The following is a 24,083-nucleotide window of genomic DNA, read 5'->3' on the forward strand; positions in this document are numbered from 1 at the left end:
GCTGGACGATGTTTCTGAAACCAGGAAGAACCTCACTACTGCTGGCAGCAACCGTACAACTGCTTGTGCTGCTGCCCTACTCCGGCGATGCCCACGCACAACGAGGCGACCGCTACGCCACGCAGTGGAACCAGGGCTACCGTGATCGCGATCGTGATGCCTGGGAGCGTCGTGAGCGCGAACGCGAACGTGAGCGGGAACGCGAGCGCCGGCACGACGCCAAAGCCACCGGCGTGGTGGTGGGCGTGGTGGGTGCAGCAGTGGTGGCCGGCGTGATCGCCGCAGCCGCCAAGCGTGAACGCGAAACCCGCGAACGTGCCGACTACTGCATGAACCGCTACGGCAACTACGACCGCCGCAACGATACCTATCGCGGCGCCGACGGCTACACCTATCCCTGCCGCTGATTGACCCTCAACAAGGACAAACACCCCATGACCAGAACTGCTCTGTTGATTGCCCTGTGCGCTGCGCCATTGCTTGCCGGGGCCGCACCGGCCGACCCGAAACAGGCCTACATCGATTCCACGTTCACCGCGATGGATGCCAACAAGGATGGTCGCGTCGACAAGGCCGAATACATGAAATTCCAGCAGGGACGCTTCAGCAGGCGGGCCGATTCGATCGACGCCGCGTTCACTGCCATGGACATCAACAAGGACGGCAGGATCAGCAAAGAGGAAGCCACCGTGGTGCCGGAGATCGCGAAGTATTTTGCGGGCCTTGACACCGATGGCGACGGCTATCTGTCGCTGAAGGAAATGCAGCAGGCCATGGTTGCCGCTCAGACTGCAGACGCGCCAACAAAGTGAATCCAGGGCGGGGCGCTGAAGATGGATGCCCACCTGGGCGCGGTGCGGGTTGAATACGCCCACTTCCCACGATAGCCTCCGAGGTGCCCAAGGAGGGCTATCAACGGAGTGAAGCATGAAGATTGGATTCAAGCTGTCTGTTGCTATTGCGGCTGCTGCACTGACCCTGGGAATCGGCAGTGCCTCCGCGCAGTCCCGCTGTACCCCGTGCTACACCGCCTACGACGCTTGTCTGGCGGCGGGCAATGGCGAGAACGTCTGCTACCCGGCGTTTGCCCGTTGCCTGAGAAACAGCGGCTGCACCATCCCGTAAGTCACGCGTTGCCGTGATGTGTGCCGGCCCCCATCCAGGGGCTGGCATTGGTGCTTCTCGAAAGGTGTTCCTCGCTCCCCACGGTATCAGTCTGCATTCCAGCTGGCCGGCAAAGCCGAGCATGCACGCAGAATACTCATCCACCATATCGGTAGCACAATGCGACTGGCGCATTTGCGCGACGGCGTGCGGACCCGGTGCTGAGCCCCTGACACCCTTTGTCGTCCTTTGCAGCGCCAACTCTGCCAGGTGACAGTACCAGACGGCAGATCGTCCCAATTCAGGTATCCTTGCGCGCAGTCAGCCACGCCTTCATGCGGCCGCTGCGGCGCAGCATCGTCGTTGCCGACGAACACACGATTCGCCATGGATGTTTCAACGTAGTCACAGGGGAAAATGGATGAAGAAGTTCATGTTCGCGGCGATCATCGCCGTGTCGCTGGTAGGTTGCACCACCAATCCTCCGCTCAATTTCTCGGTCCCGAATGTCGGCGTCAGCAGCAAGAAGATTGATGGCGAGTTGAAGTCGCTGACGGTCTCGCTGGCACGTCCGGATGAAGCCAAGGGCAAGATCCCCGCGCAGGCCCAGCACGAAGTTCCGCAGATGTGGCAGAACGCGCTGACCGAAGCGCTGAACAAAATGGCGGTGTTCCGCGACGACGCGCCGGTGAAATTGAGCCTGTCGGTGAAGATCCTGGCGATCGACATTCCGAGCTTCGGTGCATCGATGACCACCAGGACGATCGCCCGCTACGAGCTGATCGATCGTGCAACCGGTAGCATCGTCTACACTCAGGATGTCAGCGCGTCCGGCGAAGTTCCGTTCAACTACGCCTTCGCAGGCATGATCCGTGCCCGTGAGTCGATCAGCCGCTCGGCCCAGAACAACATCGCCCAGTTCCTGCAGGCTCTGGAGACAGTGGATATCTCCAAGCCGATGTTCCCGAACAAGCAGGAAGCGCCGTGAAGCGCCTGCTGCTGGCAGCATCCGCTGCTGTGATACTGACCGCATGCGCACCAAATGTGCGCACGGACAGCTACTCCATCGGTTCGGTGGGACAGGTCAATCGCACCGTCAGCGGCACGGTCATCAGCGTCCGCGCGGTCAGTATTGACGGCTCACAGGGCGGTGGTGCCGTTGCCGGCGCTGCGGCTGGCGGCGTGGCCGGCTCCACCATCGGTGGCAGCGACCAGGCGGCGGCCATCGGTGCCATTGGCGGCCTGGTGGTAGGCGCGATTGCCGGCGCAGCCTCCGAACGCGCACTTTCGCAGGCCAAGGGCCTGGAGTACGTGGTGCAGACCGAGAACGGCAATCTGATGACAGTTGTACAAGGCCCCGATCCGGTATTCAGCACCGGCATGCGGGTGCTGGTGCTGTATGGGTCACCCTCGCGGATCATTGCCGATCCACGCCAGTCGAAGTCGGCCCCGTAAACGCGGCGATGCCCCTTTCATGGGGCATCGCTCTGCTGCGGTGCGATTTCAACCCATCCGCACCGCGTGACTCTCGCGAGTCTGCACTTCGATATCCTGCTGGCGCTGCATGAGCGCCTGCTGCCGCTCCAGGCTGGCGGCTTCCATCTGCTGCAAAGACTGCGCAACCGGCGTATGTACTGCTACATCCGTGGGCATTGAAACGCGCAGATGGGCGGGATCGTTCATCTCGCCCTGCACCACGAACACGTTGCGCCCTGCGGGAGTATCGGCCGTCTGGGCGCTCAGCAGCACGTGATCGGCACGTTCAAGCTGGTTGCGGCGGGCCAACGCCATCACGCTCGCCACAAGACGCTCGCTGTTCTCATCGTGGGTGCGCCCCGCGCTGGCATCGATCGCGGCAACGCCTTCGCGCACCTGCTGCATCAGTGCGTACTCCCGATGGCCTGGGCCGATGTCCGCCAGACGGGTCGGCGCCTGCGAGGGATCCGGCACGTCGTCCACCGCTGCCGTCAGCGGGCTGCGGGTAATCGTCCGATACGGGTCGTCCGGGTGGAACTGGGTACGCTTTTCCTGGCGCTCCAGACGAACCTCGCGGGCGTCGTTGAGTTCGGCGATACGGGAGGGATCGGTGATCTCGCGCAGCGACACGTGGCCGCCGCCTGCACTGACGCTGGCCCATTTCCTGTCCGCCTCGAAGTACATCGCGTAGTAGCTGTTGCCACCGATGACGTTCGGATCGACCGACGAGCGCCCTTCCAGGGCCTGGGTGGCTTCCAGCACGCTCAAGCGGGTCAGGTACTGTCCGCCCTTCGTCCATCCCATCTGGCTGATGGCATCGACGCTGGTATTGCCTACGCGCGGGCCTCCGGCGTAGTCATTGTTGAGCATGTTGGTCCAGATCTGTTCCAGCTTCCCGGGGCCGCTCTTCTGCTCCGCCACCTGCAGCAGCACGCGCGGCGTCCAACAGTTTGGATCAAGCTCATGCCGTTCAAATGCCCGGTCGTGGGCCAGCATCACATCCTTGCCGGGAAGATTCAGTGCCATTTCGGGACGCCCCTGCTCCATCCAGTACAAGCGCCGCTCCAGGTCCTGGCGCAGAAGCGTCTGCCCAAACACCTCCCATTGGCGCTCGCTCAGCTGCGCGTCGGGAAAGCCGGATCCCTTGCCCTCCTGGTGCCGTGCATAGTCCTGTGCGTAGCTGTTTGCAACGCGGCCTGGCAGGCTGTCGTTGCGAACAACACCCAGCGCCAGCGTCCCATAGCCATCCGCATCCGGCAGCTGCGACAGATAGTTCCAGTACAACTCGCGGTTTCCGGCCTTGGCATAGCTGGCCAGAATCTTGAGATTCTCTTGCGTCAATCCGCCCATTGCCAGCTCCTGAATGCATTCATTATCGGACTCGGGTGCGCGCGAGGACACCCCGCACCGCATCCTCCATCCGCTTCCAGTCAGCCAGGAAGGCCCGCTTGTAGTTCAGCGAGATGGAAAGCTTGTTCTCCACATCCGAGAAGTAGTGGAAACACCCTGCCGCAGCTTGTCCTTGCTCGCTGATGACCTGATCGCCCTGCAGGCGAACGCCATCCCCCCGGAATGCCGTGCTTTCGCATTTGATGAATGTGGCCAGGCTGCCATTGGGAGCGCGCGCGATGTACCAGTCATCTTCATAGGCAGGATTTCGGATGGGCGGTTTTCCATAGCGCGCTTCGTACTCCTTCGAGAAAACCTCCATCCTCGTTTCATCGATGGCGTAAGGCGTCAGGCCCATGACGTCGGGCCGCGCAATCCGCAGATCGAGCCGATCCCGAGGATCCCCTCGCTCCACCGATCCTTCCTCGGTGGATGCCTGGTTGGAGGATAATCGCTCCAATGATGTTTCGATTGGCGCACGGTCGATGTAATCGATCGCCACAGCAATCTCCTTCCGGAAATCATTCGTACGCGGATTCGCCCGGGCACCCGGAGCAGTCGGCTTCATGTCCGGCCACTCGATGACCAGCGTCACGCCCTCGCCCGGCCACGGTGCGATCTGACTGTCCAGGTAGTTGGCTGGAATGCGGAAGGTATTCGGCCCGAGCTTCACGTCCACGGGCGCGTCGGTATAGGTATGGCCGTTGATCGTGCGGCCGGTCTGGGTTGCGCCGGACATGGCGGAATTCCTTTCGTGTTCGTTGGACGGTGGCCGCGCACATGCGCCGGCACTCACTGCAACGGCAAGTGCAAGCGTCAGACACCGGCTGGGAGACATTACGTGCATGGGCATTCCATTGCAGGGTTCCAGCTCCACTATAGGGAACCAGGTGTCAACGGAACAGGAACCGTATCGCCGCCCTTCACGAAGCGAGGCAGCCCTGCACATGCGCTGCCTCCAGCACTACCGCTGTTGCCGTGGCCTCCGGAACGCTGCGGGGTGCGCGGGCCATGTCGACCACACTCGGCGCTACGCTTCAGACCTCAGCCGTCGCTGTCCGTGCGTCCATGGCCTCGATAGGTTTCACCCCACTCGCGCATCGCCAGCAGCACCGGCACCAGCGTGCGCCCGAATTCGGAAAGCTCGTATTCCACCTTCGGCGGCACTTCCGGGTACACGTGGCGGATCACCACGCCGTCAGCCTCCAGTTCCCGCAGCTGGCTGGTCAGCATGGACTGGGTCGCGTTGGGCACACGCCGCGTCAGCTCCATGAAGCGTCGCTTTCCTGTCATCAGGTGAAACAGAATGATCGGCTTCCACACGCCGCCCATCACCGACAGCGTGACTTCCACCGCGCAACCGCTCTTGCCGTCCCAACGCCTGCTACGCATGCATACTCCGGAAAACCATAGTACCTACGGAAAATCATCGTTCTTGTTGCGATAGTGGTGCGAGCCTAGCATGGGCTCATCCACTGAACGTGAGACCGCACCATGAGTTTCAAGGCACTGCTGACCCGCAAGACCAACGACGGCGTTTCCACGGAGCTGGTCGATTTCGACGAGGCCAACCTGATGGATGGCGACGTGCTGGTGCAGGTCGAGTATTCCACGCTGAACTACAAGGACGCGCTGGCCCTCACCGGCACGCGCCCGGTGATCCGGACGTTTCCGTTGATTCCTGGCATCGACCTGGCTGGCGTGGTGCTGGACTCCAGCAGCGTCGACTTCAAACCCGGCGACCGCGTTGTGCTCAATGGCTGGGACCTCAGCATGGGCCACCACGGCGGCCTCGCCCAGCGCGCCCGCGTTCGCGGCGAATGGCTCAACAGGATTCCCGCCAACCTGAGCACCCGTGACGCCATGGCCATCGGCACCGCCGGCTACACCGCGATGCTGTGCGTGCTGGCACTGGAAGACGCCGGCGTGACGCCTGACAAGGGCGATGTGCTGGTCACCGGCGCCAACGGCGGCGTCGGCTCGATCGCGGTGGCGATCCTTTCAAAGCTGGGCTATCGCGTGGTGGCCGCCACCGGGCGCCCGGAACATGCCGGGTACCTGCACAGCCTGGGCGCCGCCGAGATCATCGACCGCGCGCAGCTTTCAGAACCGCGCGACCGGCCGGTGAGCGCCGAGCGCTGGGCCGGCGTGGTCGATGTGGCGGGCGGCCCCACCCTCGTCAACGCCATTGCCGAGACGAAGTACCGAGGTGCAGTGGCCGCCTGCGGGCTGGCGCAGAGTGATGAGCTGCATGGCTCGGTGCTGCCCTTCATTCTCCGCAACGTGACGCTTGCCGGCGTGGATTCGGTGAATGCGCCGCAGGACGTCCGCCAGCGCGCGTGGGACCGTCTTGCCACCGACCTGGACCCGCAGAAGCTCGAAAGCACCGTGCAGCTGATCGGGCTTGCCGAGGTGCTGGACGTCTACGACCAGATCATTCCGGGCAAGGTGCGTGGGCGTATCGTTGTGGATGTGAATGCGTGAGCAGATTGTCTGGATCAACTGCATCTGATGCAGTTTCCATGCTGCGGCGAATGGTGAACACGCAGTGAAACAACGCGGGCGGCGGTGGCCTAAAGCCACTGCTGCTCGCATACGCTCGGGTTCCCATCGCTGCCTGGACACCTGACATGCCAATGACTGCATTCGCGCTTGCCGCTGCGCTTTCGGGCCTGCCCGACATCACCTGGGAGCGCGAGCGCGCCGAGGATGCGCACCAGCTCATGCTGTGCCAGATCCATCGCGATGCGCTGAAGCAGAACGAAGCCAAGGACGATGCCTATCCGCGTGCCAAGGCGGTCTGCGATCTGCTGGCGCGCGAGTACAGGGACAAGTGGGATTTCGATGCGCAGGACGCCCTGGTCGCTTCGGCGGTGGATCTGGATGAGCTGATCCGACGTGGTGATGTGGTGGAAGTACCGCCGACGAAGCAGGATCGCGCCTACGAGTGATGCCGTGCCGGCAGGCAAGGCCGCACGCATCGTCAAGCGCCCTTATCATGTGGGCCTGGGGGCGCTGTACGCCCCATTGACGCTTGCAGGGCAGTATCTGGATGTCTATGGAATGGTGCCCCTCGGGCTGGGGCCGACGCGTGACCCGTTCGCCCCATTGGTCGCTGCGGCTTGATGGCGAGTACGTTGAACTCAGTGTCTCCGGCCAGCAGTACCGGCTGCGCGTGGATGATGATCAGCAGGTGCAGGTCCATCGAGGGGTCTTCTGGTCACGGGTCGAACTGCAGACCGGCGATGCTGCCGGGCTGTGCGTGGACGGGCTCCCCAACGGACCAGCGTCCCGGCTTGCGGGGGCCCTGCAGCACCTGCTCTTTGCGCGAACCACGCGTGGACGCAAGGCCCTGTTCGACACGATTCTGGAGCAGATCCAGTCCTGGTTGAGCGACGCGGATGCCCTCATCGATCGTGGCAGTGCCGGCCGCCGCTGGATCACCCATGAGCAGCAGCAGGCGCTGCTGGCGAAGCGCTCAGACCTGCCCCTGCAGCCGCCTGAGCTGGAGCAGCTGTTCCGCGATGAAGACGTGCATGAAGATCTGCATGCGGACAGCCATCGCGCAGCGCTGGACGCCCTGCGCGACTGGAACCTGGATTGGCCCGCTGCCTGGGCCGAAGCCAATGAGGCCATGACCCTGCGCGAGCTGGTGTTGGCCAAGGGCTTCCTGGGCCGTGTCGAGAGCAAGCCGCTGACCGAGGAACAGGCCCGCGCCGTCATCTGCTTCGACAATCGGGTGCAGGTCGTGGCCGCGGCCGGCTCCGGCAAGACCTCCACGATGGTCGCCAAGGCCGCTTATGCCATTGACCGCGGCTTTGTCGAGCCCGAACGCATCGTGATGCTCGCCTTCAACAAGGATGCTGCCAAGGAACTGGAGGAACGTGCGCAGCGAACCTTCGATCGACTCGGCATGGGCAACACCGTGGTTGAGGCCCGGACCTTCCACGCCCTGGGCCTGGCCATCATCGCCAAGGCCACCGGCCGCAAGCCCGATATCCCGGAATGGGCCACTGACGCCACATTGGGCTTCAACAAGCTGGCCGAACTGGTGGACGACCTGAAGGACCGCTCGACCCACTTCCGCACCCAATGGGACATGTTCCGCCTGGTGTTCGGGCGCGACCTGCCGCCATTCGGTGCGGAAATGGAGGCCGACGGCTACGACCGCGATGGCACGCCCTACATCCGCGCCCTGCAGGGTGAGCGGGTGAAGAGCCTGGAAGAGTGCGTCATCGCCGACTGGCTCTTCTACAACGGCGTGACGTACGACTACGAGCGGCGCTACGAATTCGATACGGCCACCGACACCCATCGCCAGTATCGCCCCGACTTCTATTACCCGGATGCCGGGCTGTATCACGAACACTTTGCGCTGGATGCTGATGGCCAGCCGCCGGAACATGTTTCCGACTATGCCGAAGGCATGCGCAGGAAACGCCAGCAGCATGCAGCGCGCGGCACGGCCCTTGTCGAGACAACCTCATTTGGCCTGCGTAGCGGAGAGGCGCTGCGCCATCTGGCCGAGAAACTGGGCGACTCCAGCGTTGAGCTCGACCCGAACCCCGACCGCGAGCTGCCCGAGCAGGGCGCAAAGCCCATGCCGGACGCTGACCTGATCGGGCTGATGCGCACGTTCATTGCCCACGCCAAGAGCAATTGCCTTACGCTGGATGACATGGCCGAGCGCCTGCGGCAAATGCCCGAAGATCAGTTCAAGGAACGGCATCGGCGCTTCCTGGAGATCGCCAGCCCTGTTTTCCAGGCCTGGCACAATGCACTGGCTGACGAGCGTGGCATCGACTTCGAAGACATGCTCAACATGGCGGCCGGGCTGCTGGAACAGGGCCGCTACGAATCGCCCTACGAACTGGTGATGGCCGACGAGTTCCAGGACGCCTCGCGTGCCCGCGCCCGGCTCTGCCGTGCTTTGGTCGGTAAGCCAGGGCGCTACCTGTTTGCGGTGGGCGATGACTGGCAATCGATCAATCGCTTCGCCGGTGCCGACGTTTCAGTGATGACCGGATTCCGCGAGTGGATGGGCCATGGCCAGGTGCTGAAACTGGAGCAGACATTCCGCTGCCCGCAGGCGCTCTGCGATGCGTCCAGCCGCTTCATCAGCCGGAATCCAGCGCAGATTGCCAAGACGGTTCGTTCTGCCGCACCGGCAATGGGACCAGTGCTGCAAGCGTTCCAGATGAATCGTCGCGAGGAGCTGCAGGATGGCGTTCGCCAGTACCTTGCGAAGCTGCATCAACAGTTGCTGTCCGGGGCGGTGCCGCAAGGGCGCAAGGAACGCGTGACTGTATTCATCCTGGGGCGGTATCGCGCCGATCGCAGCGCGGTGCCACCGGATTGGAAGACTGCCTTCGGCAGCACGATGGACGTGGAGTTCCTGACGGTCCATCGGTCGAAGGGACGCGAGGCGGACTACGTGATTCTGCCGGGCATGATCAACCGCAGCTTCCCGAGCCTGCGCGCCGATGACCCGGTCCTTTCGCTGGCAATGCCGGATGGGGATACCTATCCGCTGAGCGAAGAACGGCGGCTGTTCTATGTTGCGATGACGCGTGCGCGACGGTCGGTCGCGATGTTCACCCTGCAGGGCAGGCACTCGCCGTTCCTGGATGAGCTGGTGAAGGACGGGGCAGTGGAAGTGACCGCGATTTCAGGCGAGGCCATCCACGAAGAGCGCTGCCCGGTGTGCAAGGTCGGCGTGTTCGTGGACCGGAATGGACCGCACGGGGCTTTCCGGTCGTGCTCGAGTTATCCGTCGTGCCACAACAAGCCGAGGGGTGGGCGGCCTGGGTGAATACACCCTGCTCCATCCACATGCGCCTGACTCAGGGTGCCGGCCCTGAGCCATGGCACCTCCGGAAAAGAAAAAGCCCCTCCTGGGCCGAAGCTTTCGTCTGAATGGAGGCGGAGTTGCGAGGCATCGCAAAGACCCCGCACGTCCTCACGACGTCTTCTTACGGGATCATGCAACCTCCGTACTGCAGATAATGGTGAACACACAGCGAAGCTCCACGAGCGGCGGTGACCTCAAGCCACTGCCCCGCTCATACGCTTCCGCGCGGACACCCGAAATGTCAATGACTGCATTCGCACGTGCCACGGCGCTTTCAAGCCGGTCCGGCATCACCTGGGAGCGCGATCGCGCCGAGCATGCACACCTGCTCATACTGCGAGGAACCCATTGAGATGCGCTGAAACAGAATGTGGGGAAAGACGATACCTGTCCCCGAGTCAGCGCGGTCGGTGACCTGCTTGCGCGAGGCACAGGAACAAGTGAGAGTTCGAGGCGCAGGTTGGGCTCAATGCATCAGCAGTCGATATGAACGAGCTGATCCAGCCTAGCGCGCCAGTGGAAGTGTCGCCGACGAAACACGATGGCACCTACGAGCAATCACGCGCCATCCTGACGCCGCGATCCTCTCAGGCCGCCGAGAACTGCAGAGTCAAGAGCGCGCTCCATTACCCACACCTCATCGACCTCGAACCTTCCCCGGCGACCCGCTCTCGATCTGCTCGACCAGCTCATTGAAGACGGGCCTCCTCTTCATTATTTCCAGCACCGAATCGCCCACCTCATCCAAGATCATGGGGTCCGCACCACAGGAAAGAAGGTAGACAACGGCCTCGAAACCTTCATTAATCACCGCATTCGCCATCGGCGTCAGCCCAATATCTCCGAGCACGTCAATATTCGTCACGAACGGCATCAGCCCCTTCAGCAGCTCCACGTCATTGTTGAACGCCGCTATATGCAGCGGCGTATCGTCATCGATCCCATGGCTTTCAGGGCACGTCAGCTCGCAGCCTTCGAAGGTGTGGTAATCATCGAACCTCGCAAGCAGCCTCTTCAGTTCCGGATCAGTTGCACTCATCGGGGCACTCCCTCCGAAGTCTCTCTTCAAGGATCTTCAGCTCCGCCCAATCTCTGGCATTCACCGCAGCATGGCGCCCTCCAGGGTACTTTGGCGTCATCCATCGCATGTCCCATGAATGCCGCGCCAACGCGAGCTTCTTCATGTACTCGATTCTATTCCTAAGATTTCTGCATGGATCCTCATCCCGCTTATATCCCTGCTGATTCAGCTCTTTGTACTTCCGGTACTCGAGATCCCTTCGTTCCTTATCGGTCAACCACGCCGAATTCATCAGCGCCCCCAACAGCGACGCGTTGCCGCTTGTCGGATCGAGCCACGCACCAAGATCCATGAACTGCGCTGCCGTTGCACTCGATGCCACAACGCCTGCGGTATCCATCTCCGAGCTCCGCCCTGTATCGGCCAGCTGTCCAGCCAAGCGCTGCAGCTCGCGAAGACCCTTTGGGTCAACGCGCTGGACAGGCCGAGCACTTACATAACTGAATGTTGAAATACCCCCAGCGAGCCCAATCGGATCGCTTTGGGAGTAGCGCCCCACTGCTGGGTCATACTCGCGTTGATAGTTGTAGAACAACCCGGTCGCTTCCGTCGCCTGCTGCCCCGGGAAACGAAGTGAAAGGTCGAATGCCACGCCATCTCCATCTGGATCCGTATTCGGCATCTGATTGCCGAATACTTCGCTCTTGCTGCTCCATTCCCATATGGCAGTGTTGCGGACAGGATCGACCACGACGCGCGGCGTTCCGAGGTGATCGGGCTGGATGTAGACCAACTCCGGAGAACCAGCGTCTGCAGAGCTGATCAATGCCACTGGATAGTCATCAAGCCAGATCGCCTGCTGCGACCGACCTGATTCAAAGTGGTCGCCCAGCCATTGCCCGGCTTCGTCATAGAGGGTGATCTGCTTATCACCGCCGAACGGAACGCGAAGAATGCGTTCCCCTAGGTGATTGTATGCGTAGCCCTCAAGCAAATTCCCGTCCTGCTTCACCGCTGCCATGCGATTGGCGTCGTTGTACACGTATTCCTTGCCTTCCACGCGAACGGTGTTGCCGGAGGCATCATGATCGCGCCCCACACCATCCACAGCCGTCAGGTGATGACTCGTCGCGGGATAGGTGTAGAGCGAGGTGCCACCCGCGGTCTTCAGCGACGTGCGGTTACCGGTGGAATCGTATGAATAGGTTTCGATGGGCGTTGCGGTGAGCCCATCCTGAGTCTGCGTGAGGCGCCCCAAGGCATCATAGGCATAGCGGGCCATCACCTGCGAGCCACTGCCATTCTTCAGCGCAACGATGGAGCCAACGGGATCGTAGCTGTAGCTCTGGGAGAGCCCCCCAGGAGTCGGATCATTCACAGCCTGTGCGCGATAGTCGAGATCCAGAGGACGATCCAGCCGCCGACCATTGCCATACGTCCAGCCGATCGCCGGACCGAAGGCGGCGTAGGCTACGTCCTTCACCACGACCTGCCGGGCCTGACCAGGCCGGGTCAGGCCGATTTGATTCACACGATCAAAGCCATCCCGGACGTAGTCGACAATGCTCCCGTCCGGGTACACCAATGTCGCAAGGTTTCCGGATGGACTGTAGGAGTATCGCACTGTCCGTGTCAGACCATTGATCGTCTGCACCTTCCGGGTGATCTGGCCAAGCCGACCGTAGCAATACAGCGTACTGCCGCCAGCATGCTGCACCTCGCCGAGCCTCCCCTTTGCAAACCGCTCGTCGGCAGGGCACGACTCTGGCGCCAGGTCATAGCTGTAGCTCACGTCAAGACTGGTATCCGGGTAGGCAATTCCAATCACCCGATCCAGAGCATCGTACCGATACGAAGCAGTAACGCCACGGGCATCGGTGAACGTCCGACGGTTACCACCGGAGTCAACAGTGTACTGACTGGCACCGCTGTCTGGACTGACTTGCCCAGTCAGGTCGCCGAAGCCGTTGTAGGAATAGGTTGTAGACAGACCCTTGGGATCAGTTACCCGGGTCACCTTATCCAGGGCGTTGTAGTGCGTACGGACTTCCACATCCAAACCGCCAACATCCTGAAGGAACAGCACAAGTCGATTCAATGGATCGTATTGCTGCCGGCTCCTGCGACCCAGAGCATCGGTCCTGGAGGCGATGTTGCCATTGGCGTCGTAGGAGAAATCGGTGGGATTGGCGCCTGCATCCGCCTCTGTCGTCAATTGTCCGAACTGGTTGTAGATCCGGCTGAGCGCTCGCTTCAGTTCGCCATTTACATCCCGCGTCTCTTCCGCGACGCGATTCCCCGCATTGTCCAGGACGAAGGTGATTGAGTTTCCTTGGCTATCGGAAATCGCTGTCAATCGGTGAGCTACGTCGTAGGAGTAGGAAACAGAGGATCCATCTGGCTGCGTTACCCGCTTGACGAGGCCTGTGGGCCAGTAGTCGAGACGGGTGGTGCGTGCGCCGGCGCCGGACGCGGAATCAAATCTGACGATGGTTGGCCAACCACGCGGATGATAAGCAATCTCGGTAACGATGCCATTGGGGTCTTTGACAGATGTCGGCCGCCCGACCCCGTCATAGGCAAGCACCTCGGAGATGTGACCCGCTGCGTTGACGACTTTCCAGAGGTCGCCTTTCCTGTAGAGGCATGAGCCGGAGCCCGTGGCGCAGCCTGCATCATTGCTGGGATAGTAGATATAGGACGTCGCGTCAGTGACATCCAATCGGGGTCCGTCGACCTGAGTAAGCAGACCGAGCAATGGGCACCGCCCTGCGGCCACATCATCCGCTTCGCAGTAGGTGCTCGTTGTGGTTCGCGCCTCGCCCGTCGCCGGATCGATCTGCGTGGCAGCGAGCGCTTGCCCCCGTGCGTTATAGGTCCAGGTGGACCTGGATACCAATACGTTCGCCGCATCAAGAATGCGGCGCTCGACCGGCACCCTCAAACTTGGATGCCAGTCGGTCTGCACGATTCGCCGCAGACCCGTTGCATCGTTGGCAGCTTCGACACGCTGGACTTCGAGCAGGCGCGCGTTGTGACTGAATGTTGTCTCGTTACCGGCAAAGTCCACCGATGACTGCACCATGCCATTCCCATCATAGGTCTTGGCCCTGGCGGTGTTGCTGCACCCCAGACACAGCTCATCGAGGGACGCGAGCCGGGCGACACGATGCTTCACATCGAAGCCATAGTGGCGCACCTTCCCCAAGCTGTCGGTGACAGTCGTCGTGCCATCGTCATTGAACGCTAGCAAGGTTCTATCGATGGTACCCGTCGCGTAGTCACCGTGGACACTCAAAACACCACGCCGATAGCCATCGTAACCCCAGCTCGCGTAGCGCTGACCACTTTCATCGGTGATGCCCGTCAACGTGTGGGGCTGGGAAACACCAGTCGTCTGATCCAATTCGTTGTAGTGGTAGCGACGGACGGACTCACCGGCTGGCGCTTCCGGATAGGAAACGCTGACCAGATCCCCATCGGCGTAGCCATATCGGATGACGCGCCCGGTTGGCAACGTCACCGATTCAATCATTTGATCCTTGTATGAGAAGAGCAGACTGCGCCCTTCCGGGTCCGTAACCCTCTCCAGCCGCTTGATCCCACCTGCGTTAACATTGGACAGCACCTGTCGTTGACCGCCAAGATTGGTGATCGAGGTAAGCAGACCATCGCGATCATAGGTTTCTATAGAACCATCGCCGCGCGAATAGGTGAATGAGCTGAGCGCCCCTCCACTCATGTGAACGCTTATCCTGCCCGCAACATCTGCATCGCTTACCCAATCATCGCCGACCGGGGTAAAGCTCTGGCGCGCTCCATTTGAGCGCCGCGCGATGATTCGATACATAACATAGTTGCCATCCGTCACCGGATAGAGCCGTGCTGAGTAGCTATGGGACCAACCTGCGCCCATCGGGAAGGGATCACCTTCAAGTGCCCGCCCGCTGTTGTAGGTTCTCTCCAAGCTCAGCGGAAAGACGCCGGCACCGACATAGTCGACTTCTTGCTGCTTTTTGTTACCGGTAGCGCTATCAATGGGGTTACTTCCATTACCACCCGCTGGAGGACAATTGCCGTCGCACTTCGGCGAGCCGTACTCACCGGTTTCAGGATCCTCAAGATCGGGAAGTGGATACTCGGGAGGGCCGTCTTTTTGAACGCATCGCCCTGCGCGCCTACTCCATTTCTCTCCGACAGGGCAACCAAAGCGCCAGGATGCATAGGATTGCGACGGTTGGCCTACAGGGCGTAGGAAGATTCCCGTCTCTGGCGGATAGCCTTGCCTAATAACTCCGAAGCCGGGCGTGCAGTAGCTAGGTTCGGAATGACGGGCACGCGCAGACTCACACCAAGACATCGCCTGATACATCGTTGTTTGCGCCAATGCACTAGACGCTGAGGCACATCCAACCACCAGAAGACAGACAATCAGCATCCAACGCAGAGTCGCACCTGACGTCCTGCTGCGGCACCATGACCACATGCGCGAATCCATCTTTCGTTCGATATCCAGCACTGCACTTCCTCCATGAAGTTGGTGATCAGTTTTTCTCGACTACAACACCTTACGTAGACCGCACAGAAGCGGCGCACGTGATAAAGCCAATCAAATAGATCGCTTTGAGTTCCCCACCCCATTGGGCTGCAGTCCCTCCCCTGTTCTCAATCGCGACGTCCGATCGCAGAACGGGGCAAGCAACATCGAAGAGAACCTACATCATCGCTGCCCCGATGACATTGCCCATAAGCGTCATCCGGGACCAATAGCAGCAAATCTGGGCGTAGCCAAATGAGAGCGCCCCTCAGCTTCGTGCAGCAACATCCAGCACAACCGGAGTCAGACTGATGACACGAGCCCTCAACTGACGGCATTCGCCCACGAGATCCTTCTCGCACTGTCCGGAAAAACAAAAGAGCCCCTGTTTCCAGGGGCTCTTCTGAACATCATGGCGGAGAGAGTGGGACTTCCTTGAGAAGTGCCCTCCCCTCTTGGGCGGCTTGGGTTTCACCAATCTGGGAGGTGCCCTGGAATGTGCCCGCGGCGAGCATACCCCTTGCGGTGCAACGGATCCAGCCTTTTTTGCCGCCCTTGGAAGCGCCAATCTTGACCGTCTCCAAGCCGGCGCGGTCAGGGGAGATGACCCGTTCGCCCCCACTCTCCGCCGAAAAGGGAAGCAATCCGGTGGACTGCTTCCTCATGTGTGCCTCAGGGCAATTGGGGCCATGGGACAGGACGCCTCAGCAAACGGTTCTGGACGGAGTCCTTTCAACGGCGGCCTTACGCCATAGCTCCAGGGCCGGCTCACCGTCGCCCAAGACACACTGCAAAGAACGGATTCGCACGCCCAGTCCGGCGCCAGCTCCGAATCGACGCTCCAGGCCCACCGAGGTGCTCTCGGAAGGTCAGACACTGACTCCGCCTTGGCAATCACTGTTTGCAGCGATCGGCGGGGGGCAGAGCCGCCACGAATGGCCACCAGGCACTCGCTGCGCATCTCGACGTGGGGCATGTCCTTGAAGTCTTTCCAAGCGCCGCCCCACCTCAACCCGGCCTGCTGGGCCAACTCCCCGTAGCGCTGGTAGCCCTGCCGCACTTGTTCGTCCTTTAGGTCCCAGGATGGACGGCCGCGCCTGTAGATAACCATATCCGCCGCCCAGCCGTGGTTGTGGCAGCTGCTGCCTGGCCCCACCTGGGTCACGCCCTTTTGGCTAGCGAGCAGCGCGGCCTGGCGCTGTTCAGACCGGTAGCCCTCCATCAGCCGCAGGTCGTAGCCCTCGCCCTTCATCTGCAAGGCGATCCGTTCCAGCGTTGAGCGAAGCTCGGGCTGGACACCGTCCCACTGCGGGGCGTCTTTGTGGCGGTGGAACAGGCGTTTGAAAAACCCTGGCTTCTTCCCGTGGACCTCAACGGAATCGGTGGCTGGCGCGTGGGCGTGAACCATGATGGGAGCGCTGGCCAGTGCCAGCGCAAGCAACAAGCGTTGAATCATGAGTAGGCCTCCTTACTCACATAAGCGATACATCCATGCAAGCGGAGAATCGAAAACGCGCAAGGGGGCTTGCGGAATTTTTTCCCTGTCGTAGAAGAACAGGGGTGGGGAAAAGTCGGCCCCGCCGCTTCCCGGCGCAACGGCCCCTCCTGCCGTTGCGCCGGGAAGTTTCGTTGGGGGGCTTGCGCATTCCAGGATCTGATCTATTCGTGAGTGCACACGCTCACTCATTTCAGACCCAGGAGGCCACCCCATGAAACGCTCCCTCATCCACTGCGCTTTGCTGGCAGGCCTTGTTGCTGGCACGGCGCAAGCCCAGGTTCAAGTGGGCAACGGTGCAGATGCGACTGAGTTAGGTGCCACGGCAGTGGGCGATCTGGCCGGTGCAAAAGGAGGCGGCAACACCGCGCTTGGCTACTCCGCAGATGCGGATGGTGGGCCCACCCCTACTGGCCACTGCATTGGCGCGACCGCAGCGGGGGCTTACGCCTCTGCCCAAGGATGCAATACCTCTTCTTTCGGGGCTTTTAGTCGTGCGACGGGGGGGAACTCCACGGCCGTGGGAGCGTATGCCGAAGCAACCGCGAGCGACGCCGCGGCTTTGGGTCAGTATGCGAAAGCAACGGCGCTCAGCACCTTGGCGGTTGGTGGACACGCCCTTGCTACTGAAATTGGAGGCACCGCCGTAGGCCCCGGCAGTCAAGCCAACGCAGAAAATGCCGCAGCCTTTGGGCTCAGCGCGAAAGCCAACGCCAAAGGCTGCGTCGCCTTGGGCACGGGCACGACCTGCGACCAAGAGAACACGGTTGCCGTAGGTAACCGACGCTTGACGCAAGTTGCCCTGGGCCAGGCGAACAACGACGCCGTGGTCGTCAGCCAACTGCGGACCGCCGTGGAAACCTTGGGCGCTGGCGCTACCGTAGTAAACGGTGTGATCGTGGCTCCGAATTACCAGCTGATCAGCGGGAAACATTACAGCACCGTTGCCGGCGCCATCTACGATCTCGACGGGCGCGTTCACCAGCTGGAGCAGAACCCTGGCGGCGGTGGTGACACCACCGGCCCGCAGGGCCCGCAAGGTCCGACCGGTCCGCAAGGTCCCGCAGGCCAGGACGGCAAAGACGGCAAGGATGGCGGAAGCAGCACCGCGGTGGCCGGGGCCAACATCGAAGTCTCGGACAACGGGAACGCCACCCAAACCGTTGCCCTGAAGGACACCGTTGAGTTGTCCGAGCAGGGCTCGGTCCAAGTGGCCAAGGCCATCCACAACAGCGACGGCTTCACTGTCCAGGGCGGCCCATCGGTCACCCGATCCGGGATCAACGCCGGCAACCAGCGGGTAACCGGGGTGGCTGCAGGGGCGATCGCTCCAGGGTCCACGGACGCGATCAACGGTGGCCAACTGTGGGATTACCAGCAGGAGCAAGACGACCGCTGGAACCTGACGGACCGCCGTTTCCGCCAACTCGACAAACGGGTTAGCGGTGTGTGCGCCATGGCCCAAGCCAACGCCCAGATGGCCACCTCGGCGTCAGCTATCCATGGAGAGAACCGAAACCGCCTGGCCGTGGGCATCGGTGGCTGCAGCGGCCAAGCCGCCATTTCCATCGGCTACACCCGCGACGTGACCACCCCACGCGGATCCCCATCGGCTTTCTCGATCGGGGTTTCCCGCAGCGGGCAGGACACGGCCGTGGGCGCAGCCTGGGCCATTGGCTGGTAACGAATCAAAGAATGTCAGCGGCGAAAGGAGGTGATCGTATCTCGGCAAAGGCCCTTCGGGGCCCTTGTTCGTGGCGTCAATTCATTGAAATTGTATTTATATACAACAACTTACGATTGACCAATGCATTGGAAGCTGGTAACATCTCCACCGCTCAGCATTGTAGGAGCCGGACTGACAATCCCGCCTGCAGTAATGACCGTTGCCGTAGCACTACTCACGCCAATGCTTGCCATTGCCCTAGAAGCCGTTAGGGAATGGTTGACCAACCACGACGCAAAGGAAGATGACACATGCAGCACTAACAATTACAGGGATACCTCAGTGAATAAAGAAACAAGTAACAGCAACACGATTGCAACACGCATCAAGAAACACCCGCTTTGCAGAGCCCTTGGCGTGGGCCTCAAGGTGCTTTACGACACGACAATTGCTGTAGGAGCAAGCGCGCTCCTTACATTACACAGGTCAACGCGCGGTGAGCCATGCTCCCCATTGACCGACATGAATAGCCCGGGTCCAGCCCGGGCTTTTTCTTCGGAAGGTTGCAGCGACCCGTGGCCACCCGAATCGAGAAGATCAGGAACCTTCCCAAGCCTAGCGGCGCTTTTTCTCCGTCGCCACGAAGGCTCCATCGGAGTTTAAGAGCGCGATAGTGCTCCCCTGGACGTGCTCTGGCCAAACCTGTCCTGGCAGGCCCACGAACTCCAGCGGAAGGCTCGCCTCTTGATCCGGTTCGAACCCAGCGAACGGATCGAAGCTCCGTGGCTGCCAGTCCTCGAACTGAAACTCCCTGTTCCAGACCATTGCAAAGGCCAGAGGATAGGCCTTCAGGACATACACCGCCGAACTGCCCTTCCCTCCCAATACACAAAGCCCGAAGTCACGAAGAACCGTTCGACCGCTGTAGGGATACACCCAGTAGTGAAGCCGAACCTGGCGTAGAAGATCTGACCGGTCATCGAACAGGTGCTGGCTGTGGCGTTCGTCGTAGCGATTCAAGCCCACCGATGACATGTGGCCCAGAACTCCCCTTGCCACAAGCTGCGGCTGGATGCGGATGCTCTGGTAGTAGGTGACCTTGCTTCGATCACGCAAGATCTCCGTCACCTGCCGGCTCATCGATACAAGCGCCTTGTCGTATCGAGAAAGCACCGAGCCGTTGCAGGTCCGGCAGATGCTCCTGAAGCAAACACCATTGGGCATCTTGTGGGACCGCGGCTTCTTCTCTCCACCGATTGCATCGGCGACGCTGGACACCCTCAGAGCGATGCCTTGAGCCCACGCCTTAGGCGGCACGTGATTTTCGGTCAGAACGGTTTCCTGCCCGCATATGTTGCAACGCCCCTTGGAAGGTCCAACCGGGAACTTAAAGGTCACTCGCCCGCCCCATGCTCGCCATGAACTGCGAAGAGATTACACGCAAGTGACGCGCGGCCTCTCAAGTCCTTCGCAGCAGGCTTGCCAACTCCAGATTCTGATCTATTCGTGAGTGGGTCGTTTTACTCACGAAGAAACCATGACCCATCGCCACAACCTGGGACGCAGCGAGAAGTATCACGCCCTGCCCCGCACCCTTTACGCCCTATTGTTCGACGAGGGGGGATGCTACGTCGGCCAAAGCTCGAACCCGCAGCAGCGGGAGAAGCAGCACCGCTCCTCCAAAGGCGGCTGGCACCGCCCCTTCCAGTTCCATGTGCTGGAGGTGGTAACAGCCACCAGGGCGGAAGCCGAAGCGTATGAGCAGGCGTGGCGGGTGAAGGCCTCCCGGGAGGGGTGGCGCATCTACGCCAAGCCGCCGGGAATCGTGGTCAACCCACACCGTCGGGCAACGCCCCACGTGCGATGGCTGGCCCATCAGCGGCGGTGGCAGCTGGGAACACCGGTCAAAGCCCCTTCCGAACGCGTGGGGTGGTGGCCGTGGATCGCGGTGGGGGCCAGCGTCTTGCTGCTGGCCCGTTGCTTCACGGGCTAACGCTTTCTGCCGAAATTGTGGTTGACATTAGCTACAACATTGGCGCAACAATCAACAATTAAAACATCGAACCAAAAAATGAAAACCAGTCCAAATGTTTACATCATCGAGTCACTAGACCCAGATGACGAGGGAAATGGACGGCTTGAAGGTGTCTTTCTGGCCCACATGCTCCGCCTCCACCTCAAGGAAACGAAGTATTCGTATGTCCGGACTCGGGGAGAATTTAAAGAGGCTGTAAAGGACTTTAAGAATTCCGGCTTCCGTTATCTTCACGTCTCAGCCCATGGAGATAAAGATGGCATCGAAACCACAAATGGGGAAGAAATTTCGTTTGGCCAGCTTGGAAGGATGCTGAGCGAAATCCCCGACAACTGCCGCTTGTTTATGTCTTCCTGCAAAGTAGTCCATGCAGCCTCGGCCGAAGCTTTGGTGTCCGAAGGAAGATTTCGCTCTCTCCTAGGCCCACGCAATAAAATTGACTTTCACGACAGTGCCGCTACTTGGGCAGCCATCTATCACTTGGCTTTCAAAGCAAAAGCAGAGTCAATGGCAGACACAAGAATTGCGACAACCATGAAATCCCTCGCGGACATCTTCTCCGTGAAATTCGGCTTTTACACTAGGTCGAGTGAAGGTAAAATTGAAAACTTACTAAGGAAACAGAGTGATTAGAGAGCTTGCCTAATCGCCTTCTGTTTCTCCACCGGCGCCTGCGGTTTTGGCTTCAATCCTGCCAGCAGCTGTTCGACGTCTTGGACCAGGTTGCGCACCGGTGCGGCCTGGGTCTCGGACAAGCCGACGCTCAGCGCCATTTCTTTGTGCCGTTCGGTGCCCAGGCGTTCGCCCATGCGCTCCATCATCTCGTCCGTCGTATACATCCGGTAGCTGCCTTTGGTGAGGCGGGTGAACGCCACCAACGCCGACTGCTGGTCGAGCATCCCCATGTTCGTGGCCAGGTGGTAGATCTCCGACTTCCCCTGCCCCTGGGATTTGTGGACGGTCATGGCATACCGGTGGGCCAAGGCGTTGTGCTCGCTGGTGTTGAAGCGCACAACGCGTCCGTTTTCTTTGGGGTTCGAGGCGTCGATGCGCACCACCAAGTCGTAGCCACCGGACTTGTCCTTCCGAATGCTCTCCACCGTGCCCTCGGTGCCGTTGATGACCCCCAGGTCGTTGTTCGTTGCCGTGAACATCACCCGGTCACGCCGTGACAGCGTCAGGTCCTCCCACTGCCCTTTCACGATCGAGCGGAAGGTGAACTCTTCTTTGTCCAGCACGCCCTGCTCTTGGAGTCCCTCTCGGATGCCCGTCGTGAGGGCCTTGGCCTCAGAGCGCGTGTGGGCCAAGACCAACTTCTCGTCCATCGGGGTGGGGTCTTTGAGGTAGTCGTCCACCAGCGCCTTGATCGCCTGCTTTTCCGTGCCGAAGTCGTCGATGCAGTTGCGTTGCTTGAGGTTGTTCAGGATTTCTGTGCCCATATCAAAGGTGCCTTGGCGGCTGCGGTGCCCGCGGCGCATGTCCTTGACCTTCCCCTGCTGGTCCCGCTCGTAGAAACTGTTGGCGGTGGTCAGGTCAGCAGCGTTCTTCTGCCGGCGGATCTCGGTCAGCTTCGTGTCGCCCAGGGCCATCTTCGCCAGTTCAAAGCCGTTGCCCGCGGCGATGGGCTGGAGCTGGTCACTGTCTCCCTGCATGACAAGCTTGGCACCCACCCCCTGGCAGTAGGTCATCAGCTTCAGGGTGTCATCGGTGGCCACCATGCCGGCTTCATCGAGCACCACCACATCCCTCTTCGTCAGCGCCACCTTGCCCTGACGCACCTGGCAAAAGAACTTCGCCACGGACATGCAGGGCATGCCGGACTCTTCTTCAAGCTTCTTGGCGGCCTTGCCACCGACTGCCAGCCCCATCAACAGCTTCCCTTCGGCTTCGAAGCACTGCTTGTAGACCTCAGCCACGGTGGTCTTGCCGGTCCCGGCCAACCCCGACATAACGCCGACACCTGCGGTTCCATGGGTCAAATGACCAATGGCAGCCTTCTGCTCTTCGGTAAGGGTGAACCCCTTTTGCTTCTCATACGCGGCGATCTCCCGGTCTACGGCGGAGCGGAACAGCTTCAGGTCCGTCTCGTTCTCCCGCTCCTTCGAGCGACGGATGATCTCGGCTTCCCATTCGACCATCCAGGTGGCGCAGAAGCGATCCTCCCGGTGCTTGCGCGCCAACCGATTGCCCCGATCGTCTTCGTGGAGGTGTTCGGCTTTCACGCGCACCACGTCGTCCTGCTCGGTGAACTCTTCCACCATCTTGAGCACCTCCCCGGCGCTCTTCTGACCAGCGAATTCCATCCCCAACTCTTTGACCAGGTCGTGCTCGCAGAACATCGCCTCGTTCTCGTGCAGACGTTTGAGGACCTCATCGAACGTATGCGGGTCCAGGTGTTGGCCTTTGGTCTGCTTGAGGAACTGGGTGGTCGGAACCAGGTCAGGCCTTTCCTTAGCAATGTTGGTGAAGGTTTGCTGCCAGTCCTTGACCACCTGCTCGAACGGCGGTTCTTCCTTCTTCTTGCGGGTGGCCTTGCAGGCTTCGTCGTGACTGGCCGATGGGTGTTCTTTGACGTAGTCCAGGATTTCCTGGCGGCGGGTCTTCGTCTGAAGCACGAGCTCCCGGTCGATGCCGGCGATGGTGGTGAGAATCTGGCCCGTCTCACGCCCCATCACGTCCACCTCGCGCTCCCGCTGGATCCCGTAGCCCAGCGCCTTCATCGCGCTGTAGAGCTCGGCCTTGTAGAGGTGATCGGCCGCATGGCGGTGACGGTAGATTTCGATGGCGTCGAAGGTGCCCCATTTGCCGTCCTCGCCCTTCGAGATCCCGTAGACCAGGTGATGGGTGTGAAGGTCGGGTTCCACGTTCCGGTTGCTGACGTGATCGGCCGCGGTCCACACCAGGCCCTGCGTTCCGATGACTTCCTTTCCTCCCTTCTCCCGGCGGGTTTCCACCTTGCTCTCGATGTAGCCCATGGCCACGGCGCAGGCTTGGCGGTGGGCCTCCAGGATGGCAAGCTTCTCGCGCTCATCCGCCAGCGCGAACGCCACGCTTACGTCCCCGGGGGCCGAAATGGTTAGGTCGAATCCCACCCGATGGCCGCCCTCCCACTTCTCCATCGGCTTGCCATCGTCGTCCAGGCGCACGTTGTCCCAGCGATCCTTTTTGATAACCAGTCGGGGTTCCTCGCCCGCGTTCTTGCACAACGGTCTTCCGGTGGGTGAAAAGCCCTTGCCCAGCAGTTCCATCACCTCGCGGGTGACCGGCTGCCCTTCCAGGCCGAGTTCGGCGGCGAGGCTACCGCCCCAGTTGATCGTCTGACGGGGATCGGGACCGCTGCCGGTGTAGTAAGCCACCGCGCTGCCGATGGCCAAGCGCTCGGTCGCAAGCATGTAGTCGAACATGTTGCCGTTGCCCTTGTTGCGGCCGCGGGCATCGATACGTGTGCAGTTAATCACGGGGCCTCCGAAACCGTGGGATGATCCAAGGTCCCAGAAATCCACGGACGC

19 protein-coding genes are annotated in these 24,083 nt (G+C 61.0%); 11 read left to right on the forward strand and 8 right to left on the reverse strand.

The genetic code is table 11. From position 1 onward, the window contains the following. Positions 1-8: 8 nt before the first annotated feature. From D7T59_RS10620 to D7T59_RS10640, 5 genes are all read left to right on the forward strand, one after another. A complete protein-coding gene (locus D7T59_RS10620; protein ID WP_180852268.1) occupies positions 9-407 on the forward strand; it encodes a hypothetical protein in 399 nt (132 codons plus the stop codon). 27 nt (positions 408-434) lie between these two features. Further along, a complete protein-coding gene (locus tag D7T59_RS10625) occupies positions 435-812 on the forward strand; it encodes an EF-hand domain-containing protein (protein WP_180852300.1) in 378 nt (125 codons plus the stop codon). Positions 813-927: 115 nt separating this feature from the next. Then, complete coding sequence (locus D7T59_RS10630) at positions 928-1,125, forward strand: hypothetical protein (protein WP_080355030.1); 198 nt, start codon at positions 928-930, stop codon at positions 1,123-1,125. Positions 1,126-1,537: 412 nt separating this feature from the next. Further along, positions 1,538-2,092, forward strand: a complete 555-nt coding sequence (locus D7T59_RS10635) for a UDP-N-acetylglucosamine acyltransferase (RefSeq protein ID WP_258013083.1) — start codon at positions 1,538-1,540, stop codon at positions 2,090-2,092. Beyond that, positions 2,089-2,559 carry a hypothetical protein gene (locus D7T59_RS10640; RefSeq protein ID WP_180852272.1) on the forward strand — a complete coding sequence of 157 codons (471 nt, stop codon included), beginning with the start codon at positions 2,089-2,091 and terminating at the stop codon, positions 2,557-2,559. Before D7T59_RS10635 ends, D7T59_RS10640 begins: the two co-directional genes overlap by 4 nt. A gap of 48 nt (positions 2,560-2,607) precedes the next feature. On the opposite strand, the gene D7T59_RS10645 is transcribed toward D7T59_RS10640, so the two are convergent. The 3 genes from D7T59_RS10645 to D7T59_RS10655 form a co-directional block, all read right to left on the reverse strand. Beyond that, positions 2,608-3,930 (reverse strand): Smlt3024 family type IV secretion system effector, encoded by a 1,323-nt coding sequence (locus D7T59_RS10645; protein WP_180852273.1) that lies wholly within the window; start codon positions 3,928-3,930, stop codon positions 2,608-2,610. Between the two features lie 22 nt (positions 3,931-3,952). Continuing rightward, entirely contained in the window at positions 3,953-4,816 is an 864-nt protein-coding gene (locus D7T59_RS10650; protein ID WP_180852274.1) for a Smlt3025 familytype IV secretion system inhibitor, read from the reverse strand. A 197-nt stretch (positions 4,817-5,013) separates the two neighbouring features. Further along, on the reverse strand, positions 5,014-5,361 hold the full coding sequence (locus D7T59_RS10655) for a winged helix-turn-helix transcriptional regulator (RefSeq protein WP_180852275.1): 348 nt from the start codon (positions 5,359-5,361) through the stop codon (positions 5,014-5,016). Positions 5,362-5,463: 102 nt separating this feature from the next. Here D7T59_RS10655 and acuI point away from each other — a divergent pair, with 102 nt between their 5' ends. The 3 genes from acuI (at position 5,464) to D7T59_RS10670 (ending at position 9,781) form a co-directional block, all read left to right on the forward strand. Next, complete coding sequence (gene acuI / locus D7T59_RS10660; protein ID WP_164135825.1) at positions 5,464-6,453, forward strand: acrylyl-CoA reductase (NADPH); 990 nt, start codon at positions 5,464-5,466, stop codon at positions 6,451-6,453. A gap of 146 nt (positions 6,454-6,599) precedes the next feature. Continuing rightward, positions 6,600-6,920, forward strand: a complete 321-nt coding sequence (locus D7T59_RS10665) for a hypothetical protein (RefSeq protein ID WP_164135826.1) — start codon at positions 6,600-6,602, stop codon at positions 6,918-6,920. Between the two features lie 107 nt (positions 6,921-7,027). Further along, the gene (locus D7T59_RS10670) at positions 7,028-9,781 is read left to right on the forward strand and encodes a UvrD-helicase domain-containing protein (protein ID WP_180852276.1); all 2,754 of its coding nucleotides are present in this window, start codon (positions 7,028-7,030) and stop codon (positions 9,779-9,781) included. Between the two features lie 676 nt (positions 9,782-10,457). Here D7T59_RS10670 and D7T59_RS10675 read toward each other — a convergent pair. The 3 genes from D7T59_RS10675 to D7T59_RS10685 form a co-directional block, all read right to left on the reverse strand. Then, positions 10,458-10,859, reverse strand: coding sequence for an ankyrin repeat domain-containing protein (locus D7T59_RS10675; protein WP_164135828.1), 402 nt, complete (start codon positions 10,857-10,859; stop codon positions 10,458-10,460). Continuing rightward, complete coding sequence (locus D7T59_RS10680) at positions 10,846-15,360, reverse strand: RHS repeat-associated core domain-containing protein (RefSeq protein WP_180852277.1); 4,515 nt, start codon at positions 15,358-15,360, stop codon at positions 10,846-10,848. The genes D7T59_RS10675 and D7T59_RS10680 overlap by 14 nt, the downstream gene beginning before the upstream one ends. Before the next feature lie 679 nt (positions 15,361-16,039). Continuing rightward, a complete protein-coding gene (locus tag D7T59_RS10685) occupies positions 16,040-16,834 on the reverse strand; it encodes a M15 family metallopeptidase (protein WP_180852278.1) in 795 nt (264 codons plus the stop codon). 253 nt (positions 16,835-17,087) lie between these two features. Here D7T59_RS10685 and D7T59_RS10690 point away from each other — a divergent pair, with 253 nt between their 5' ends. Beyond that, entirely contained in the window at positions 17,088-18,557 is a 1,470-nt protein-coding gene (locus tag D7T59_RS10690) for an adhesin (protein WP_180852279.1), read from the forward strand. A gap of 597 nt (positions 18,558-19,154) precedes the next feature. Here the strand turns inward: D7T59_RS10690 and D7T59_RS10695 are convergent. After that, complete coding sequence (locus D7T59_RS10695) at positions 19,155-19,937, reverse strand: hypothetical protein (protein ID WP_180852280.1); 783 nt, start codon at positions 19,935-19,937, stop codon at positions 19,155-19,157. 139 nt (positions 19,938-20,076) lie between these two features. On the opposite strand from D7T59_RS10695, the gene D7T59_RS10700 reads away from it, so the two are divergent. Continuing rightward, the gene (locus tag D7T59_RS10700) at positions 20,077-20,532 is read left to right on the forward strand and encodes a GIY-YIG nuclease family protein (RefSeq protein WP_180852281.1); all 456 of its coding nucleotides are present in this window, start codon (positions 20,077-20,079) and stop codon (positions 20,530-20,532) included. A gap of 78 nt (positions 20,533-20,610) precedes the next feature. Further along, entirely contained in the window at positions 20,611-21,207 is a 597-nt protein-coding gene (locus tag D7T59_RS10705; RefSeq protein WP_180852282.1) for a hypothetical protein, read from the forward strand. On the opposite strand, the gene mobF is transcribed toward D7T59_RS10705, so the two are convergent. Then, entirely contained in the window at positions 21,204-24,032 is a 2,829-nt protein-coding gene (gene mobF, locus D7T59_RS10710) for a MobF family relaxase (protein ID WP_180852283.1), read from the reverse strand. The genes D7T59_RS10705 and mobF overlap by 4 nt on opposite strands. Positions 24,033-24,083: the final 51 nt, after the last annotated feature.

The sequence above is a fragment of the Stenotrophomonas maltophilia genome (assembly GCF_013464915.1).
Classification (GTDB): Bacteria; Pseudomonadota; Gammaproteobacteria; order Xanthomonadales; family Xanthomonadaceae; genus Stenotrophomonas; species Stenotrophomonas maltophilia_AT.